This window comes from Planomonospora antibiotica, assembly GCF_014647955.1.
GTDB lineage: Bacteria > Actinomycetota > Actinomycetes > Streptosporangiales > Streptosporangiaceae > Planomonospora > Planomonospora parontospora.
This window is the reverse complement of the sequence record NZ_BMQE01000016.1, coordinates 1-18,774: the sequence shown is the minus strand read 5'-3', so window position 1 is coordinate 18,774 and position 18,774 is coordinate 1. Positions and strand designations below refer to the sequence as shown.

At 73.3% G+C, this 18,774-nt stretch carries 16 protein-coding genes; 3 read left to right on the top strand and 13 right to left on the bottom strand.

Annotated elements, in window-relative coordinates; translation table 11 throughout:
- Window positions 1-5: 5 nt before the first annotated feature.
- The 4 genes from IEZ06_RS16560 to IEZ06_RS16545 form a co-directional block, all read right to left on the bottom strand.
- On the bottom strand, window positions 6-1,172 hold the full coding sequence (locus IEZ06_RS16560) for an amidohydrolase family protein (protein ID WP_189237604.1): 1,167 nt from the start codon (window positions 1,170-1,172) through the stop codon (window positions 6-8).
- Window positions 1,173-1,278: 106 nt separating this feature from the next.
- The gene (locus tag IEZ06_RS16555) at window positions 1,279-3,438 is read right to left on the bottom strand and encodes an anthranilate synthase component I (RefSeq protein ID WP_189237603.1); all 2,160 of its coding nucleotides are present in this window, start codon (window positions 3,436-3,438) and stop codon (window positions 1,279-1,281) included.
- A gap of 171 nt (window positions 3,439-3,609) precedes the next feature.
- A complete protein-coding gene (locus IEZ06_RS16550; RefSeq protein WP_189237602.1) occupies window positions 3,610-4,392 on the bottom strand; it encodes an SGNH/GDSL hydrolase family protein in 783 nt (260 codons plus the stop codon).
- A 147-nt stretch (window positions 4,393-4,539) separates the two neighbouring features.
- Window positions 4,540-6,147 carry an FAD-dependent monooxygenase gene (locus IEZ06_RS16545; RefSeq protein WP_189237601.1) on the bottom strand — a complete coding sequence of 536 codons (1,608 nt, stop codon included), beginning with the start codon at window positions 6,145-6,147 and terminating at the stop codon, window positions 4,540-4,542.
- Window positions 6,148-6,328: 181 nt separating this feature from the next.
- Between IEZ06_RS16545 and IEZ06_RS16540 the strand changes: the two genes are divergently transcribed.
- On the top strand, window positions 6,329-7,891 hold the full coding sequence (locus IEZ06_RS16540) for a CocE/NonD family hydrolase (protein WP_229798254.1): 1,563 nt from the start codon (window positions 6,329-6,331) through the stop codon (window positions 7,889-7,891).
- Window positions 7,892-7,998: 107 nt separating this feature from the next.
- On the top strand, window positions 7,999-8,994 hold the full coding sequence (locus IEZ06_RS16535) for a helix-turn-helix transcriptional regulator (protein WP_189237599.1): 996 nt from the start codon (window positions 7,999-8,001) through the stop codon (window positions 8,992-8,994).
- A 100-nt stretch (window positions 8,995-9,094) separates the two neighbouring features.
- Here IEZ06_RS16535 and IEZ06_RS16530 read toward each other — a convergent pair whose 3' ends face one another.
- The 9 genes from IEZ06_RS16530 to IEZ06_RS16490 form a co-directional block, all read right to left on the bottom strand.
- Entirely contained in the window at window positions 9,095-10,009 is a 915-nt protein-coding gene (locus tag IEZ06_RS16530; protein ID WP_189237598.1) for an SDR family oxidoreductase, read from the bottom strand.
- A 119-nt stretch (window positions 10,010-10,128) separates the two neighbouring features.
- Window positions 10,129-11,277 carry a tetratricopeptide repeat protein gene (locus tag IEZ06_RS16525; RefSeq protein WP_189237597.1) on the bottom strand — a complete coding sequence of 383 codons (1,149 nt, stop codon included), beginning with the start codon at window positions 11,275-11,277 and terminating at the stop codon, window positions 10,129-10,131.
- A gap of 51 nt (window positions 11,278-11,328) precedes the next feature.
- Window positions 11,329-12,651: an MFS transporter gene (locus IEZ06_RS16520; RefSeq protein ID WP_229798276.1), complete on the bottom strand. Its 1,323-nt coding sequence runs from the start codon at window positions 12,649-12,651 to the stop codon at window positions 11,329-11,331.
- Between the two features lie 115 nt (window positions 12,652-12,766).
- On the bottom strand, window positions 12,767-12,940 hold the full coding sequence (locus IEZ06_RS16515; protein ID WP_189237595.1) for a hypothetical protein: 174 nt from the start codon (window positions 12,938-12,940) through the stop codon (window positions 12,767-12,769).
- Between the two features lie 115 nt (window positions 12,941-13,055).
- Window positions 13,056-14,210, bottom strand: a complete 1,155-nt coding sequence (locus tag IEZ06_RS16510) for a TIGR04500 family putative peptide maturation system protein (RefSeq protein WP_189237594.1) — start codon at window positions 14,208-14,210, stop codon at window positions 13,056-13,058.
- A gap of 2 nt (window positions 14,211-14,212) precedes the next feature.
- The gene (locus tag IEZ06_RS16505) at window positions 14,213-15,199 is read right to left on the bottom strand and encodes an MvdC/MvdD family ATP grasp protein (RefSeq protein WP_189237593.1); all 987 of its coding nucleotides are present in this window, start codon (window positions 15,197-15,199) and stop codon (window positions 14,213-14,215) included.
- Between the two features lie 63 nt (window positions 15,200-15,262).
- Window positions 15,263-15,421, bottom strand: a complete 159-nt coding sequence (locus IEZ06_RS16500; protein ID WP_189237592.1) for a hypothetical protein — start codon at window positions 15,419-15,421, stop codon at window positions 15,263-15,265.
- 39 nt (window positions 15,422-15,460) lie between these two features.
- The gene (locus IEZ06_RS16495; RefSeq protein WP_189237591.1) at window positions 15,461-15,616 is read right to left on the bottom strand and encodes a hypothetical protein; all 156 of its coding nucleotides are present in this window, start codon (window positions 15,614-15,616) and stop codon (window positions 15,461-15,463) included.
- 144 nt (window positions 15,617-15,760) lie between these two features.
- Window positions 15,761-17,962, bottom strand: coding sequence for a peptidase domain-containing ABC transporter (locus tag IEZ06_RS16490; RefSeq protein ID WP_229798252.1), 2,202 nt, complete (start codon window positions 17,960-17,962; stop codon window positions 15,761-15,763).
- Between the two features lie 348 nt (window positions 17,963-18,310).
- Between IEZ06_RS16490 and IEZ06_RS16485 the strand changes: the two genes are divergently transcribed.
- Window positions 18,311-18,774, top strand: a 464-nt coding sequence (locus IEZ06_RS16485) for a beta-ketoacyl synthase N-terminal-like domain-containing protein (protein ID WP_229798250.1), incomplete at its 3' end; no start/stop codon positions are given.

Here is an 18,774-nt window from a genome sequence, read left to right as displayed (position 1 = left end):
GCGACCTACAGCCGGTAGACCCGGCGGGCGTTGCCCGAGCCGATCATGTAGGCCACCCGGGCCGCGTCGGAGGCGCTCCACTCGTCGGCCGCCAGCCGGAGCGCCAGGGCTCTGGCCAGAGCCCTGCGGTGCTGCAGCGCCCCGAGGTAGCAGGTCTCGGCCACGCCGTGGGCATGGGAACCGAACAACTGCTTGTGGAAGGGCGCCAGCTCCAGCAGCTCCCCGATGGCGGCGTCCGCCCCGGCGCGGGCCGGAGCGCCTCCGACGTCCACGTAGACGTGCGGGAAGGCGGCCGCCAGGTGGGCGGCCTGGCGGTGGAAGGGACGGCAGCCGAGCAGGATGACGGGCACGCCCATGGGCTGGAGCGCCCGGACGAAACCTGCCATCAGCGCCGGGTCGGCCCGGTGCGGGGCCGCCTCCGGCCCGCCGTGCCCGGTGTGGAACTGCAGCGGCAGGCCGCCCGCCCGGGCCACCTCCACCGCGGTCCAGAGCAGATGGCGCAGGAGCACCGGGTCGGCCAGCGGCTCCTTGGGGTCGGACAGCCTCCGGTTGGCCGCCGCGATGACGGCGCCCCGGCTCGGTCTGGCCGGATCGAAGTCGAGGCCGTACCGGTGGGCGATGGCCGAGGCGAGCCCGGCGGCCCGCGCGGCCCGGTCCGCGAGCTCGCTCTCCAGGGCCGAGATGTAGGAGACGCCGGCGCCCGAGGTCTCGGCCACCTCGTGCTCGATCTGCTCGATCCGGACGATCTCGTCGGCCGCGGCCTCGCCGTGCCTGCCCGTCTCGGTCACCGACAGCAGCTCCGGCGACTCCGGGGAGGTCTCGACCAGGAAGGCGGCGACCCCCGCGCCGCGCAGCATCCGCCGGTTCACCTCCTCCGCGCCGAGTTCGGCGCGGCGGGCCAGGTAGACGGCGGGCGGGGTGTGCGGGTCCAGGTCCAGCAGCGGGGCGCACCAGCGCCGGATGGCGGCGCCGGCGGGCGTGTCGAAGTGGGTCGTGCCGGGCGGAGCGGGGGCGTCCGCCTCGGTGATCAGCAGCTCGAACCGGGCCCGCACCAGGTCGTCGCGGCGCACGCCGCGGCAGTGGTGGTCGACGAGCGGCGCCAGCAGTGCCTCCCGGACGGCGTCGGGCAGTGCGACGGGCAACCCGTCGGGCAGCGCGTCCTGCGGTCGCATCGTCGGCTCCTCTCACATGCCCGCGGGCGGACCGGTCCGACCGGTCCGCCCGCAGTCCTATGCCAGGAGCAACTGTACGGCCACCCAGCGTGTCCGCGCCGCCGTTTCAGGCCACCGGCCGGGAGAGCTTCAGGACGTTGGCGATGATGCGCGCGCCCGCGCCGCCCTCGGCCGTGAGGATCGACTCGGGGTGGAACTGCACCGCGAAACGGCGCCGCGCCGCGTCCTCGATCGCCATGACCGCGCCGTCGGGGGTGAGGGCGGTGACGGTGAAGCCGTCGACCCCCGGCTGCTTGGCGTGCAGCGAGTGGTAGCGGGCGGCGACGAACTCCTCGGGGAGGCCGTCCAGCAGGGCGCTCTCGCCCATCCGCTTGACCTGCCCGCGCTTGCCGTGCTCGGGGTAGGACAGCAGCTCCAGCGTGCCGCCGGCCTGCTCGACCATGCCCTGCAGGCCGAGGCAGACGCCGAAGACCGGCAGGTCGCGGGCGTAGAGCGCGTCGACCAGGGCCGGCAGGCCGAAGTCCGACGGCCAGCCGGGGCCGGGCGAGAGCACCACGAGCGAGGGGGCGATCTCGTCGATCATCTCGGCCGGGAAGCCGTGCCGCAGGGTGACGACCTCGGCGCCCTGCTGCCGGAAGTAGTCGGCCAGGGTGTTGACGAAGGAGTCCTCGTGGTCGACCAGGAGCACCTTCATGCCCTCGCCGGGCCGCTCCGAGGCCTGCGCCGCAGCCGGTGCCGGAGCCGCCTCCCCGGCCTCGGCGGCCCCGGCCCCGACCGCGGCCAGCGCGCCGAGCAGGGCGCTGGCCTTGAGCTCGGTCTCCCGCTCCTCGGCGTCGGGGTCGGAGTCGAACAGCAGCGTGGCCCCGGCCCGCACGGTGGCGACCCCCTCCCTGATCTGCGCGGTGCGCAGCGTCAGGCCGGTGTTCATGGAGCCGTCGAAGCCGATGTAGCCGACCGCTCCGCCGTACCAGCGGCGGGTGGTGGCCTCGTGGTCCTCGATGAACTGCATCGCCCAGGTCTTGGGGGCGCCGGTGACGGTGACGGCCCACATGTGGGTGAGGAAGGCGTCGAGGGCGTCGAACCCGGGGCGCAGGCGGCCCTCGATGTGGTCCACGGTGTGGATCAGGCGGGAGTACATCTCGATCTGCCGTCGGCCGATGACCTGGACGCTGCCGGGCACGCAGATGCGGGACTTGTCGTTGCGGTCCACGTCGGTGCACATGGTCAGCTCCGACTCCTCCTTGACGCTCGACAGGAGGGTGCGGATCGCCTCGGCGTCCTCGACCGGGTTGCCGCCGCGGGCGATGGTGCCGGAGATCGGGCAGGTCTCCACCCGGTCGCCGCTGACCCGGACGTACATCTCCGGGGAGGCGCCGACCAGGTGCTCGCCCTCGCCGAGGTTGAACAGGAACTCGTAGGGCGCGGGGTTGGCCTTGCGCAGCCCCCGGTAGAAGGCGGCCGGGTCGGTGCAGGGGGCGTGGAAGACCTGCCCGGGGACGACCTCGAACAGGTCGCCGCGGACGAACTTCTCCTTGGCCGCGGCGACGACCTCGGCGTAGGCGCCCCTGACCGGGTTCGGCGGGAGCTCGGCGGGGGCGGGCGGCAGCGGGACGCTCTCGCCGTCGCGGGGCAGGCCGTGCGTGGAGACGCCGCCCACGGTGAACTCGTAGCGGTATTCCTTGCTGGTCTCCCGCTTGCGGTCGATCACCATGATCCGGTCGGGCAGGTGCAGCACCAGGTCGCGCTGGTCGGCGGCGCGGGTGAGCACCTGCCGGATCGGCTCGAACTGGAAGGCCAGGTCGTAGCCGAAGGCGCCGTACAGGCCCAGGTGCTCGTTCTCGCCCCTGAACGCGGCGATGACCTCGCGGATCGCGGTGAAGACCGTGGGACGGCGGCTGCGCATCTCCTCGGGCAGGATCTCCGCCGACTCCGGGATGCGCACCTCGACCCGGTCGGCGGTCGGCTCGGAGACGGCCTCGCCCGCGGCCAGCAGGCAGGAGGCGACCGCGGGCAGCACGACGCGGCCCCGGGCGTTCAGCGCCCGGGCGGTGACGGTGCGGCCCCTGGCCACGATCTCCAGGCAGGGATCGACGTAGGCCAGGTGCCACCGGCTGTAGCGGCCGGGGTACTCCATCCCGGAGGACAGGACGCCCCCGCGCCGCTCGCCCAGCGTGCTGACGACGTCGTCGAGCACGGTCTCCGGGACGTCGGCCGTCGCGACCTCGACCCTGATGCCCCCGGCGGTGGTATATCCGCTCGTCTCCACTGCAGTCTCGCCCCTCGTTGGTGTCTTCCCGATGCCAGGGGGGCGGACGCAGAAAAGGCCGCCTCCCCGGGCGGCCGTCCCTCTGCTCGCGTGTGCGAAACCTGCGCCGCCTAGAAGCGGCGCCACCACTGAAGGGTTCCGGGGTTTCGCATGACCGCAAGAGTACCGGCGTCAGCCGTGGTCAGGCAACATCATCGGCACGGGAGCGAGCTCGGGTCGCTTGGCGCCCAGCCCGTCGCCGGAGGAGCGGCCCTGCAGGCGGCGGTTGACCCACGGGGCCAGGAACATGCGGGCCCAGCGCAGGTCCTGTTTGCGAGCCTCGGCCCACACCGACGGGCCCAGCGGCGGGTACGGCTCCCGCCAGTCCTCCTCGACGGGCAGGCCGAGGGCCTCGGCGGCGCGCAGCGCGATCCTGCGGTGGCCGTCGGCCGACAGGTGGAGGCGGTCCTCGCTCCAGGCGCGGCGGTCGCGGAGCACGCCCATGGCCCACAGGTCCACGAGGGTGCAGCCGTGTCGGGTGGCGATGTCGTGGATGTGCAGGTTGTAGACGGCGATCTTGTGGTGGACCAGGCGCATCACCGGGACCTGGCGCAGGTCGAAGCCGGTGAAGAGCAGCACCCGGGCCCCGGTGGCGCACAGCCGGCCCACGGCGGCGTCGAGCTGCGCGGCGATCGCGTCGGGGTCGCCGCCGGGACGCAGGATGTCGTTGCCCCCGGCGCAGAGCGAGACCAGGTCCGGCGCCAGGGCCTCGGCCTGGGGCACCTGCTCGTCGGCGATGCGGGCGATCAGCCGGCCCCGGACCGCCAGGTTGGCGTAGCGGAACCCCGGCTCGCGGGCCGCCAGCAACTCGGCCAGCCGGTCGGCCCAGCCCCGGTAGCGGTCGCCGCCGAGGTGGTCGTTCAAGCCCTCGGTGAAGCTGTCCCCAAGAGCGACATACGAGGTTATTGATGACATGTCGCAGTAGTTTGCCGCGCCGCCCGCTCCCTACGCGACCGTAAGCGCCCGGGTCTTCGTCCCCTCCGGCGACCGGCTCCGACGGGCCGCGTCCCCGCGCCGTCCCCGCACCCGCGCGGTGCCGGGCGGACGCATCGGACGGGCGCGTCAGACGGGCGGTCCGCCCAGCCGTACGGCCAGGTCGGCCGCGGCGTCCCGCGGGTCGCGGCCCCGGTAGCCCACGTGGCGGTCGGGCCGGATGACGTAGACCGATCCCGGCTCCGCGGCGTACCGGCGGTGCAGCAGGCCGTCCGGGTCGGACAGGTCGCCCGTGCCGTCCGGGGCGACCACCCGCGCGACCAGGCGCGGGCCGTACCGGCCCTCCAGCTCCCGCGCCGAACGCAGCAGCGGCTCCGCCGGGGAGCCGGCGGTGAAGAGCAGGGCGGTGTGGTGCGTGCCGCGCAGCACCTCGTGGAGCCGGTGCACGCTCTCACCCTGGACCGGGGCGTCCCAGGCCCGGCCGCCCGGGCCCGGCCCTCCGTGCCACCGGCCGTCCTGGCCGGAGATCGGGCTGCCCGGGTAGCCGACCCTCAGCTGGGAGACGGCGCCCACGACCTCGCGCCGGGCGAACGGCCGGTCCAGCAGCGCGGGGGCCAGGCGCGGGATCAGGTGCCGGCGCACGAACCGGGCGGCCGCGGAGGCGGCTACGGCGACGCCGAACGCCCGGTCGGTGGTGCGCAGCAGCGCGGCCCCCACCGGGTGGCGCTCGGCGTGGTAGGTGTCGAGCAGGCCGTCCGGAGCCCCTGCGGCGGTCAGGGCCAGCTTCCAGGCGAGGTTGTAGGCGTCCTGGATCCCGGTGTTCATGCCCTGGCCCCCCGCCGGGCTGTGGACGTGGGCCGCGTCCCCGGCCAGGAACGCCTGTCCGGTCCGGTAGCGGCGCACCCCGCGGCGGTGCAGGCGGTAGCGCGAGACCCAGGCCGCCTCGACGATCCTGGCGGGGACCGGGAGCCGCTCGTCCAGGAGCCGCTGGAAGTCCGCCAGGGTCGGGTCCCCCTCTCCCGGCGGGACGTCGCCGAAGACGCGGAAGCGGTGCTCGCCCGGCATGGACCAGGCGGCGAGGACGCCGCTGTCCGCGAAGGGCAGGCCGCCGCCGGGGAAGAGGTAGAGCTCGCCGTCCGGGAGCTCCCAGTCCAGCCGGGCGTCGGCCATGATGAACTCCCGGCCGTAGGTCGTGCCCTCGAACGGGATGCCCGCCTGCTCCCGGACCGTGCTGTGCGCGCCGTCGCAGCCGGCGATCCAGCGGGCGGCGGCCCTCTCCACCCGCCGGTCCGGGTGGCGCAGCAGGGCGACCACCCCGTCGCCGTCCTGCCGGTAGGACTCCAGGGTGACGCCGCGCTCGACCTGCACCCCCAGGCCGGCCAGGTGCCGGGTGAGCAGCGCCTCGGTCCGGTCCTGGGGCAGCATCAGCGGCCGCGGGTAGGCGGTGTCCAGCTCGGGTGAGCCCGACAGGTCCGCGTCGAAGCGGAGCCGCACCGGCCGCCGGCCGGGGAACACCGCGGTGAAGGCGTCGACCTCCCGGCCCCCGGCCAGCGCCTCCGCCGCGATCCCCATGTCGTCGAAGACCTCCAGCGTGCGCGGCTGGACGACGAGGGCTCGTGAGCTCGCCGGCGGCTCGGGGGCGCGTTCGACCACGCGCGGCGCCAGGCCGTGGCGCGTCAGCTCGGCCGCCAGGGTGAGGCCGGTGGGGCCTGCACCGATCACCAGGACGTCGGTCATGGAACCAGCATGATTCATCGAACGATGAAATAAAAGCACCCGGCATGTCTTGCCGGTTCACATGCCCAGGCGCGAGCTTTGTTCTATTACCAGCGGGTAAGAAAACGGACGAGGAGGACATATGGTTACGACATGGCCGAGTTGGCCGGGCCGGTCCGCCAGGCCTCAGACCGCGCATCGGGTGACGGTCCAGCGCGACCTCCCGGTCCCGATGCCGGACGGGGTGGTCCTGCTCGCCGACCGCTACGTCCCCCGGGGAGCCGTCCGGCCGCCCACCGTCCTGATCCGCTCGCCGTACGGCAGGCGCGGGATGTTCGGGCTCATGTACGGCCGCGCCTTCGCCCGGCGAGGCTTCCAGGTGGTCATGCAGAGCTGCCGGGGGAGCTTCGGCTCCGGCGGCCTGCCCAGCCCGCTCGACGAGCACGACGACGGACTGGCCACCCTCGCCTGGCTGCGCGGGCAGCCCTGGTACGGCGGGAGTCTGGCGATGCACGGCCCCTCCTACCTCGGCTACGCCCAGTGGACGATCGCCGCGGAGGCCGGGCCCGACCTGAAGGCCATGGCCACCTCGGTGACCGCCTCGCAGTTCCGGGACGCCGCCTACGTGGGCGGGGCGTTCGCGCTGGAGTCGTCGCTGATCTGGACCACGCTGACCGCCTCGATCGACAGCCCCTTCGGCGCGCTGACGGCCCCGCGCCGGACCCGGCGGGCCGCGCTGTCGGGGCGCCCGCTGGCGGAGCTGGACGTGCTGTCGGCGGGCCGGGCCGTGCCCTTCTTCCAGGATCTGCTGACCCACCACGCCGACCCGGCCGCCTACTGGGGCAGGCGCGACTTCTCCGCCTCGGTGGGCGAGGTGGAGGCCGCCGTCACCATGGTCGGCGGCTGGTACGACGTCTTCCTGCCCTGGCAGGTGAAGGACTACCTGGCGATGCGGGCCGCCGGGCGGCGGCCCCAGCTGACCATCGGCCCGTGGTACCACGCGGACGTGCGGCAGACCCGGGCGGCCAACGCCGACGCGCTGTCCTGGTTCCGGGCCCACCTCATGGGAGACCTGTCGGGCCTGCGGGAGCAGCCGGTCCGGCTCTTCGTCACCGGCGCGGACGAGTGGCGCGACCACCCCGACTGGCCGGTGCCGGGCATGCGCCCGCAGCGCTGGCACCTGCGGCCCGGCGGCGGGCTGGACCCGGGCGGCCCGGAGGACTCCGAGCCGGACCGCTACCGCTACGACCCGGCACACCCCACCCCGGCGCTGGGCGGCCCGGTGCTGCTGGGCAACTCCGAACCGCGCGACAACCGGCGCCTGGAGGCCCGGCGCGACGTGCTCGTCTACACCGGCCCCGAGCTGCGTGAGGACACCGAGATGATCGGCCCCGTCTCCGCCGAGCTGTACCTGCGCTCCAGCACCGGGCACACCGACGCCGTGGTCCGGGTCTGCGACGTGCACCCCGGCGGCGCGTCCTACAACGTGTGCGAGGGCGTGCGGCGGCTCACCCCCGGCGACCCGGCGCCCGACGCCGACGGCGTCCGCCGGGTCGAGGTGGACCTGTGGCCGATCGGCCACCGCTTCCGCCGCGGCCACCGCATCCGGGTGCACGTGGCGAGCGGCGCCTACCCCCGCGTCGCCCGCAACCTCGGCACCGGCGACCCCCTGGGCACCGGCAGCGCCATGGTGATCGCCGAGCAGGAGGTCTTCCACGACCCGTCCCGCCCCTCGGCGGTCGTCCTGCCCCTGGTCCCCCGCTGAACCGCCTCCCTCCCGCCGCCCGGGGCCGTCCCGTCGCGCCCGGGTCGCGGCCTGCGCGGTGGCGCGGTCCCGGCGCGCGGCGCGGCGCCGGGCGTTAGGGTCGGCGGGTGCGTGCGGCCAGGCTGATGTCGTTGGTGCTGCTCCTCCAGTCGCGCGGCGGGATGACCGCGGCCGAGCTGGCCCGGGAGCTGGAGGTGTCCGAGCGGACCGTGCACCGGGACGTGCTCGCGCTGTCCGAGGCGGGCATCCCGGTCTACGCCGACCGGGGGCGCGGCGGAGGCTACCGGCTGCTGGACGGCTACCGGACCCGCCTCACCGGCCTGGACCGGGCCGAGGCGGAGGCCCTGTTCCTGTCCGGCGTCCCGGAGGCGCTGCGGGAGATGGGGCTGGGCGAGGTCGCGGCCACCGCCAGGCTCAAGGCGTCCGCGGCGCTCTCCCCCGGCCTGCGCGACGCCCCTGCGACGGCCGCGCAGCGCTTCCACCTCGACGCCCCCGGCTGGTTCGCCAGCGAGCGCCCGCCCCCGGAACCCCTGGCCCCGCTGGCCAGGGCGGTCTGGGGCGACCACCCGGTCACCGCGCTCTACCGGGGCGCCGAGCGGACGCTGGAGCCGTACGGCCTCGTGCTCAAGGCCGGCGTCTGGTATCTGGCGACCCGTTCGGCGATCTACCGGGTGGACCGCTTCTCCACCGTGGCCGTCCACGCCGACCGGCGCTTCGACCGGGACCGCGACTTCGACCTGGCCGCCTTCTGGGCCGGGCGGGCCGCGGAGTTCACCCGCTCCCTGCTCACCACCCGCGTCACGGTACGGCTCAGCCCCGACGGCATGCGCCTGCTCCGGCACGTCGCCGACCCGGCGGCCCTCGGCGAGGCGCTGGCGTCGGCCGGGGAGCCCGACGAGCAGGGCTGGACCACGCTCGTCCTGCCCGTCGAGTCCCCGGAGGTCGCCTACGGCCAGTGCCTCCGCTTCGGCCCGGAGGCCGAGGTCGTCGACCCGCCTGAGCTGCGGTCCCGCCTCGCCGAGGCCGCCGCCCGCATGTCCCGCCTGTACGGCCCGCCCCCGGCGGAGCCCGGACGGGGCCGGCCCTCCCGAGGGCACCCGTAGCCCCCGGCTCCCCTCGGCCCCGACAAGGCCCTGGGAGGCCCGACGGGGCCCGAGGAGGCCCGGGGGCGCGGCCTCCCGGTTCCCCCGGTCCCCAGGCCGGTCAGCGGTAGCCGGTGGCGTCGGCGGGCCGGCCCGCCTCCTGGACCTCGACCAGGTAGCGCCAGGCGTCCGGCCGGGTGCCGTCGAGGTCGGTGAAGCCGTACACCTGGGCGAGTCCCCCGCTGGAGAGCGACTGCCCGGACCAGCGCTCACGCTCCGGGTCGGCGGCCAGCGCGACGACCGCGCGGCCGGTGAAGGCCGGCGATTCCGAGATCACGAAGTGCGGCTCCTTCTCGAGCGCGTCACGCCAGCTCTCCTCCTTTACACCGTAGATTTCTAGCATCGCCTCCGAGCGGAGCCACCCTGGGGTCAGCGAGACCGCGGTGCAGCCGTACGGGCGCAGCTCGTGGGCCTGGGAGAACCCCAGCCGGTTCACCGCGATCTTGGCCAGGTCATAGAAGCAGGAGAGCCGGTAGCGGCCGGCGTTGTACTCCCAGGTGCCGTCGGTCACCTCCACGACCAGGCCGCCCCGGTTCCTGGTCAGCAGCGGCAGCGCGAAGTGGCTGGTGATCAGGTGGGTGTCGACCGCCAGCCGGAGCAGGCGCAGGCCGTCGTCCAGGGAGTGCTCCCACAGCGGCGTGTCCCAGGCGGCGAACCGGTCACCGCCCCAGACGTCGTTGACCAGCACGTCGAGCCGGCCGTGCTCGCGGTCGATCCTCTCCACCAGCGCCTCGACCTGCTCCGGCACCAGGTGGTCGACCTGGACGGCGATCCCCTCCCCGCCCGCCCGGGTCACCCGCTCGGCCGTCTCCTCAATGGTCTCCGGCCGGTCCATCTCCGAGCGCCGCTCCCGCGTCGTGCGCCCGGTGCAGTAGACGGTCGCCCCCGCGGCGCCCAGCTCCGCGGCTATCGCCCGGCCCGTTCCCCGCGTCGCCCCGGCGACCAGGGCGACCTTCCCCTTCAGTGTCGTCTCCATGAGACCGAGGGTGGCCGAGAAAGAGGACATCTCATGTCATGTTCTCCGGATCGCCGGTCACGGGTCTCCGGGCGGCCCGCCGACCGGATTCCGAGGCGGCGCCGCACGGCGCCGGGGCCTCAGGGCGTCTCACCGGTGGTCGTGCGGCGGGATGCCCGGTCGCCTTCCCCGCCGCCAGCCGTCCCGACCGCCCCGGCCGCCCGCAGGCAGGATCCGAGATTGCGGACGCACGCCAGCCGGACGGGCTGCTCCCGTTCCACCTCGTCGCCGAGCAGGTCCACCGCCCGCCGCAGGAGCAGCGCGGCCTCCTGCGGCCTGCCGCGCTTCCACACGGTCATCGCGAGGTTGTTCAGGGCGACCGCCAATTCGGGGTGGGCCCGTCCCAGCAGCCGCTCCTTGATCGCGAGGACCTTGAGATACGCCGACTCAGCCGCTTCCAGCTCTCCCTTCGCGTACCTGATGGCGGCGAGGTTGTTCAGCGCCGACGCGACCTCGTAGTGCTCCGGCCCGAATTCCCTTTCGAAGACGGCAAGGGCGTCGCGCAACAGGCCCTCGGCCTCCCCCATCCGGCCGAGCGCGTGCAGGAGCGCGGCCAGTGCGGCCTTGTCGGCGGCGACGTCCGGGTGGTCGGGGCGGCACGTCCGCTGCCGCAACTCCAGCCCGTGGCGCGCCAGGGGCTCGCCCTGCGCGTGGGTCCCGCGCGCGTGGTTCAGCCCGCCGAGATTGTGGTGGATGTCGGCGAGGAGGGGATGGGCGGCGCCGGCGTTCGCCTCGACAATCTCCAGCGCGCGCCGGTACGCCCGCTCGGACTCGTCGAACCGCCCGGTGTACTTGCGGAGCACGCCCAGGCTGTTGCAGACGCGCCCGACGGCCAGGGAGCCCGGGCCGAAGACCTCTTCGGCGAGGGCCAGCGCGTTCCGGAGCATCGTCTCGGAGTCGCGGTAGCGGCCCAGGAGACGGAGCGACTCGCCCAGCCTGCTCAGCAGGAGCAGGTGGACGTCCCGGTCGGCCGGCTCGGCCGCGCCGGTCCCGGCGCGGCCCGGCTCCGGACGGGCCGCGCCGTACCGCCCGGACCGCCGATGCCTGCGGCTCGCCTCGACCAGGGCGTCGGCGAGCGCCTCGCAGGAGGTCTCCGTGGAACCGGTCGACTCGCGAGCTGCGGACAGCAGGGTGTCGTACGCCTCGGCGGGGCGCCCCGCCAGCTCCTGCTCCCGGGCGAGGTCGAGAAGCCTCGTTCCCGCCGTCCCGGGCGGGGGGCCGTCGTTCATGAGGAGTCCTCCTCGGCGGGTGGTCGGCGGTGAAGCGGGACCCTCCTCCCCTCAGGGAGGGGAGCAGTCGGCCTCCGTCCTTCCCCGGTGGGCGGACGAGCCCGGCGGGGCCGCCGAGACGAGGTTCGCCGAGGCGGGGAGGAGGCGTTCGAGCCGGAGCGCCTGCAGGGCGACGAGCCCGAGCGCCAGAGCCATGCAGCCGAAGAGGGCCGGTCCGTGGCCGGCGCCGAGCGCCACCCCCGCCAGCGCCGGTCCGATGACGACCCCGGCGGTTCCCGCGAGGCTGTAGACCCCGTTGTACCGGCCGCGCGCCGAGTCGGACGCCAGATCGTTGACGATCGCCGGAACGGTCGGGGACAGCAGCGTCTCGCCGACGGCGAACAGCGCCATCGCAACGGCGAACCCGGCCGGCGCCACCGATCCGGCCTCCCCTGTCGCAGCCCACAGCACGATCAGCCACGCGGCGGCCATCAGCGCGGCGGAGAGCGCGAACCCCCGGGTGCGGCGCCTGCCCTCCATGAACCGGAGCACGAGGAGCTGGCCGAGGACGACCGTGACCGTGTTCACCGCGAAGGTGAGTTGCAGACCTGCGGCGGAGAGCCTGCCGACCCCGGTGGCGAAGACCGGATACGCGCTGTAGAGCTGTGCGTACCCGAAGGCGAACACCCCCACCACCGACAGCCAGATCGGCAGGAGGAGCCGGTCGGTGAGTATCTCCCGGTATCCGCCGGCCGCCCCGGGTTCCGGCGGCCCGGTTCCCCGGTCGCTCCCGGTGGCCGGGAGCGGCGGCGCCTTCCCCTGGCCGCGCGCCGCCAAGAAGATCACAGCGGCGACGACGAGGAACGTGACCGCGTCCAGAAGGTAGATGGCGACGAAGCTCTGAACCGACGAGAGGCCGACCGTGAAGGCGGCCAGCAGTCCCCCGGCGCTGAGCCCGACGTTGATGGCGGCGTGCCGGATCGAGAACACCTGCGAGCGCCGATCAGCGGGAACCGATGTGCCGAGAAGCGTCTGGAACGCCGGTTCGGCGATCGCGGTACCGAGCCCGTACAGCCCGGCCGCGAGAAATCCCTGCCAGGCCGACCGGACGGCGATCATCGCCGCCGTACCGGCCGCGGCGAGGAGGAGACCCGCCACAGCGGGCCACCGGGCGCCGAAGCGATCCGCCAGCAGGCCGCCGGCGGGATTCCCGACGAGTCCTGCGACCGCGACCGTCGAGAGGATCGGCCCCGCCGTGGCGAGCTCGATCCCCCGCAGGTCATGCAGGTAGATGAGGAAGAAGGGGAGGGTCAGGCCGGTGCCGAGCGCGGAGACGGCGTCACCGCCGAGGATGAGCCACGCCTGTCGGGGAAGCTGCGGTACCAGGCGGCGCATCGGCACCGGTCTCACCTGCTCTCTCGCCGGAGACGGACGGCGTGCGCGTCAGGACCGCTCAATGCGGCCCGCGGCGCTTCCGCGCCCGCTCGCCTCCGGACTGGTTCGGGTGGGTTCAGCCGAGGACGGTCTCGCTGTGGTTGAGGCTCAGACCGGGGATCCCGTGGTCGTCACCGAGGACGGTCTCGCTGTGGTTGAGGCTCAGACCGGGGATCCCGTGGTCGTCACCGAGGACGGTCTCGCTGTGGTTGAGGCTCAGACCGGGGATCCCGTGGTCGTCGAAGGACATCGGCGCTCTCCTTGTGGAGTGGCTCGCCCCGGAGGGCGGAGCCGATCGGTTCAGACCCCTTGAGACTGGGCCGCCGCGCCCGTGATCCGCTTGTCGTCCTTGGGGATTCCGGGATTCACTTGTCTGCCGCAGGTGAGGGGTCCATGCCTCCTGCGTCTCCGCGCGGCCGGTCCGCGTCCGCGTCGACCGTCGCGGCGGCGACCTCGAATGCGGCGGACACCGGTCGCCGCAGGGCCTCGGTGAGTGCGCGGGTCCGCGGCGCAGTGCCCCAGAACCATTCCAACTCGGCCTCCCTGCGCCGGTCCGCCAGCCACAGTCCGAAGAGCATCTCCTCGATCTCCCTGCGCGTGGGGCCGTCGAGAACGGCCGGCCGCACCTCCAGGACCCGGTGGACGGCGGTATCGTGCTCCCCCGGACCGAGCAGGTCTCCCGCGCGGGCGGACACGGCGGCGGGACCGAGCTCCCGCCGGCGCACCTGCCGCACCTGGCCGTGCGCGCCGTGGTCGAGCGTCTCCCGGGCCGCCAGGGCGAGCGGATCCGTTCCACCGCCGGGCCGGTCCGGGGCGCCCAGCCGTACGGCCGCCGCCCGGGCGGCTCCGGGATCGCTGTAGCGCAGTTCCAGTACGCTCAGCCGATCGTAGCCGCCGGGACGGGACGCGAACGCCTCCTCCACGTCGTCGCCGACGACACGCCGGCGCAGACCGGCGACGGCGGCCTCGGAGGCGGCGATCTCCTCCAGGCGCGCGTGGCTGAGCCCGCGCTCCGCCATCCACTCCCGGGTGTCTTGGACGGTGAGCAGTCCCCGGGCCCTGCGGAAGGCGTCGAGGACCTCCTGCAGTTCGGCCGCGGTCGGTTCGATCGGGAAGCGGGCCAGCTCCTGCTCCACCAGACTGGCGTTGACCAGCCGCGTCGCCAGGGCGGTGTCGCTCCACAGGACATCGAGCATGCTCACGGCCTGCTCCATCGTAACCTCCGTGCCGTTGACACGGAGCAGGACCTGCTCGCCGGTGTGGCGGCTGCCGCGCAGAGGCCAGGGAAGAGCGCGGTCGGGGGCGAACGCGAGGGAGACCGTCCCGCCCTCGACCGTGATCAGCATGTCGTAGTGGAAGGTCCCGCCGAACGGGTCCTGCTCCCACACCAGGCGCATCGGCACGTCGGGCTGCTTTGCGCGGAGCGCGTTCAACGACTCCTTGGCCTGGCCGGAGTCCATGTCGGCGATCTGGCGGAGACAGGCCAGAACGTCGGACAGCAGCTGGTCGGGCAGTGACACGGTCAAGCTCCTTCGAGCAGGTGGTCGCAGATGGCCTCGCTGATCCGCAGGCCGGTGAGGCTCTCGACCCACAACCACTGGGCGTTGGGGTTGATCTCCAGGAAGACGTGGCGGCCGTCGGGCGTCAGGATCAGGTCGATCGCCCCGTACGCCAGGTCGAGGCGGTCCATCAGGGCCAGGCACCGCGCGGCCGTCTCATCCGACAGGTGGTGTGCGCGGTAGGGGGTGACCTGGGTGTCGTACCGCCGCCAGTCGAGGCTGGAACGGTTGGCGACCTGGGAGTGGATCTCGGCTGCGAAGATCCGGCGCCCGACCACGGTGACGCGCAGCTCGACGTGTTTGGGGACCCGTTCCTGCACGATGACCGGGCAGAACCGCAGCCCCTCGGCGTAGGCCACATCCCGGGTGGAGACCTGCTCACACAGCCGGGTCAGCGTGAGATCGCCCTCCACGCCCGTGACCCAGGGAATATTCAGCGGCTTGGTGATGACCCGGCCGTCGTGCCGCTCGTAGAAGTCGAGGAACGTCTCCGCGTCCGTGGTGATCACGGTCTCCGGGATCAGGAAGCCGAGTTCGGCCGCGACGGCGAGCTGCGACGCCTTGTGGCCCGCGCGCCGGAAGACGGACTCGCGCCCCGGCAGCTGGCGGCAGCTCAGGCTCTCCCACAGGCCCGTGACCAGGCTGCGGCACTCCTCGGCGACATACGACGCCACGGCAGGGTCGGTGAGTTCGGGGGACGCCGCCGGACGTCCCGGTCGGCGCCACCACAGCGCAGTGATCGCGTCCAGGTCCACGGTCCCGCCCGGCCCGCTCAGAAGCCTCCGGACGAGGCCGTCCGCCTCGTAGACCAGGCTCATCCGCGCGGATGCCGGAAAGTCCCCGGGGTCGAAGACGGTGACACGGGCACCGCGCTCGGCGAGCAACCCGCCGACCCGGTCGGCGTGGATGTCGTCCTCACCGGTGAGGATGAGGACGTGCGGGCTGGACAATGGGGTTCCTTCGTCGTGGTCCGGGTGCGGGGGCACCGGTCAGCGGTGCCCCCGCAGGCGTGGCTAGAGGGCGATGTCGTCGTAGTCGCAGCTGCTGTCGCTGTAGCAGCCGGTCCGCCAGACCTCCCGGTCCAGCACACCGCCGCTGATGCCGAGGAGGCGCTCCTCGTTCAGTTCGACGCCCACCGCGCTGATGTCGTTGAGTTCCGTGTTCGTGCTCATGATCTGACCTGTCCTTTCAGAGGATGTGGCGGCGGCTTCCTAGCACCACCAGTCGTCGGTGTTCTCCCAGACCCCGCATACAGACGTGGCCTTGGTAGGCAGCGTTCCGCCGCTGATGCCGAGGAGGTGCCCCTCGTTCAGCTCGACGCCCACGGCGGGGATGTCCCTCAGCTCGGTGAGCCTGTTAGTGATCACACCGGTTCTCCTTTCGGGTTTCGGCGGAGTGGATTCGTGAAAGATCTTGCGCGGGCGGACTTGTGGTCGGCTTGTGGAGGTTGGAGCCGCTGGAACGGTCCAGGGACGCTTCCGGGGCCTTTCGGTCCTTGACGTGGCGCCTCGTCACGAGCCGCAGCCGCAACGGTGCGGGCCGTCCACGTCGAGGTCGGTGGAGAGCTGCGTCCGGGCGAGGCGGGCGTAGCGGCCGCCGAGGGCGAGCAGCGTCTCGTGCGTTCCGGTTTCGATGATCCGGCCACCGTCGAGCACCAGGATCAGGTCGGCGTCCCGGACGGTGCTCAACCGGTGGGCGATGACGATCCGTGTCTGGGTGAGCAGGCTCAGGTTCGCTTCGATCTCCGCCTCGGTGTCGGTGTCCAGATGACTGGTCGCCTCGTCCAGCAGCAGGACGTCGGCTCGGATGAGCAGCGCCCGGGCCAGGGCCAGACGCTGGCGCTGGCCTCCGGACAGACCACCGCCCTCGTTCAGGTGGGTGCGGTACCCCATGGGCATGGCGACGATGTCGTCGTGTATGCAGGCCAGCCGGGCGGCTTCCCGTACCTGGTCCAAGGACGCGTCCGGGTCTCCCAAGGTGATGTTCTCCAGGATCGACCCGGTGAACAGGACCGGTTCCTGGGTGACCACCCCGAAGCGGCGCCGCAGGCGGCCCTGGTCCAGGCAGGCCACCGGGACCCCGTCGTGGCGGATCTCACCCTCCGTGGGCGGCAGCAGCCCCAGCAGCAGTCGTGCGAGGGTGCTCTTCCCGGATCCCGACCGCCCGACCAGGGCGATCTTCTGTCCCGAGCGGATCCGCAGGTCGATGTCGCGGACGATCCACGGGCTGGTGGAGGTGTACCGGAAGCCGACTCCTCGCAGCTCGATGGCCTGGTGCGGGGCACGGGCGGCTCCACTGCGGGAACGGGGGACGGGTGCGGAGGCGGGGGCGGGGGACTCCGGACGGGTGCCCCATATGTCGGCCAGCCGCTCGGCGTGCACCCGGGCCATCTGCACGCCGCGCAGGCCGGCGGCCAGCGATGCCAGCGGGGCGAGCGCGGCGGCGGCCAGGGCCTGCAGGCCGAGCATGGTCCCGATACCGAGCCGGTGGGTGGCGACCTGCCAGCCGCCCACCCACAGCATCACCAAAGGGGCGGCGAACCTCAGCGCGGAGAGAGAGGCGTCCTGCAGCCCCTGAGCCGTGCCGTTCCGCCTCGCCTGGCGCATCTGGACGGCGAGCAGGCCTGTCCAGCGGTCGAGGACGCGCGGCTCGACCCCGGACGCCTTGATCGTTTCGATCCCGCGGACGCTTTCGATGAGCTGTCCCTGCGCGGTGCTGCGCGCCTCCATCTCGCGGTGGGCCAGATCGGCGATCCGCCGGTGAGTGAGGGTGAGCAGGAGGAGCTGGGCCGCCGCGGAGGCGAGGAGGACGGCGCCGAGCAGCGGGGACCGCACAGTGACCATCGTGACGTAGCCGAGAGCGAGGGGTCCGTCGATCAGAGCGGTCAGCGCCTGGCTGGTGAGGAGCTCCCTGAGCAGGCCGACCGAGGAGATCCGCGAGACCAGGTCGGCCGAGCCGCGGTGGGAGAAGAACCGGAACGGCAGCGCGAGCAGGCGTCGTGCGAGGTCGTCCAGGAGCATGGTGTCGGCGCGGGTGCGCAGGGCGACCAGTGCCCGGGAGCGCAGCCCTCCCACCGCCAGCTGGGCGACCGTCGTCACGGCCAGGCCCAGGCCGAGCAGGTGCAGCATGTCGGCTTCCCCGCCTGTCAGGACGCCGTCCACGACGAGTTCGGTGGCTGCGGGCAGCACCAGGCCGAATGCCTGCAGCAGCACGCTGAGCAGGGCCAGCAAGGCCAGCAGCCCGCGGTGCCGCACGAGGACGGTCCGCAGGTACCGGGACCACCATCCGCCTCGTTCGCCGATACGGCCCCGCCGGAAGCCCGAACCGGGAGCGAACGTCAGCACCACACCGCTGTAGTCGCGTGCGAACTCCTCCGGGGTGAGGCCGAACCGACCGATCCCGGGGTCGACCACGACGATCCGGCCCCCGGTGATCCGTTCGACCACGACGAAGTGGCTGTGCCGCCAATGGACCACGGCGGGCAACGGGACGTGCGGCATCTGCACGGCGGGCACGGCGAGCGCCCGGGTGGTGAGCCCGTGCCCCCGGGCGGTGCGGACCATCGCCAGCGCGCTGACCCCGTCCCGTCCGGTCCCCATCTCTTCTGCCAACACCAGTACGGGGACATGACGCCCGTAGGCGCCGAGGATCATGGCCATGCAGGCGGCGCCGCATTCGACCATGCTGTGCTGGAGTATCACCGGGACTTTCACGGACGAGAGTCTTCAGCCCCGGCTTGGGATCGGCTTGTGGAGCGTCTGCCCGCGACTGCGCGCCCGCGGCCGGAGCGGGCCAAGGTTCTTTGCTTCCCGACAAGGACTCCAAGCCGTTCGCAGCATCGGCTGGCATCGTGATCCGTGTCCGAAGGACAGATCCAGGAGGACAGGCCTCCGTCGCCGATCCGCCGCGCGGCGGCACGGCAGGCCCGGCTACCACCCCCCGCCCAGCGCACTCCGTCACCGTGCCGTGTTCCGGTACGCGGCCGTGGATTCCTCAGCTCCTCCACGCAGAAAGCAGCAAAGGGACCCTTCAGTATGACTTCGATCGGTGAACCTCAGACCGTGTCCGAACCGATCGCCGTGGTCGGCATGGCCTGCCGGCTGCCCGGCGCCCGCTCACCGCAAGAGCTGTGGGACCTGCTCCGCCGGGGGGAGAACGCGATCTCCGAGATCCCCGCCGACCGGTTCCCGGTCGAGGAGGTCTTCCACCCCGCGCCCGGCACGCCCGGCAAGCTGTCGTCCCGCTACGGCGGGTTCGTGGCGGGCATCGACGAGTTCGACGCGGAGTTCTTCGGCATCTCGCCGCGCGAGGCCGCCGCCATGGACCCGCAGCACCGCCTGGCGATGGAGACGGCCTGGGAGGCGTTCGAGGACGCCGGGCTGACCCTGGAGCAGATGCCGGGCCTGACCGGGTCGGTGTTCATGGGAGTGATCACCAGCGACTACTGGGACCGGCAGTCCGGGGTCGTCGACGAGCTGGACGTGCACACGGTCGCGGGCAGCACCCGCGGCGGCAACGCCGGCCG

Excerpts from the sequence above, each read along its gene's own strand:
- IEZ06_RS16560 (WP_189237604.1), bottom strand. The coding sequence starts at position 1,172 with ATGCGACCGCAGGACGCGCTGCCCGACGGGTTGCCCGTCGCACTGCCC.
- IEZ06_RS16550 (WP_189237602.1), bottom strand. The coding sequence starts at position 4,392 with ATGTCATCAATAACCTCGTATGTCGCTCTTGGGGACAGCTTCACCGAG.
- IEZ06_RS16545 (WP_189237601.1), bottom strand. The coding sequence starts at position 6,147 with ATGACCGACGTCCTGGTGATCGGTGCAGGCCCCACCGGCCTCACCCTG.
- IEZ06_RS16530 (WP_189237598.1), bottom strand. The coding sequence starts at position 10,009 with ATGGAGACGACACTGAAGGGGAAGGTCGCCCTGGTCGCCGGGGCGACG.
- IEZ06_RS16525 (WP_189237597.1), bottom strand. The coding sequence starts at position 11,277 with ATGAACGACGGCCCCCCGCCCGGGACGGCGGGAACGAGGCTTCTCGAC.
- IEZ06_RS16520 (WP_229798276.1), bottom strand. The coding sequence starts at position 12,651 with ATGCGCCGCCTGGTACCGCAGCTTCCCCGACAGGCGTGGCTCATCCTC.
- IEZ06_RS16515 (WP_189237595.1), bottom strand. The coding sequence starts at position 12,940 with ATGTCCTTCGACGACCACGGGATCCCCGGTCTGAGCCTCAACCACAGC.
- IEZ06_RS16500 (WP_189237592.1), bottom strand. The coding sequence starts at position 15,421 with ATGAGCACGAACACGGAACTCAACGACATCAGCGCGGTGGGCGTCGAA.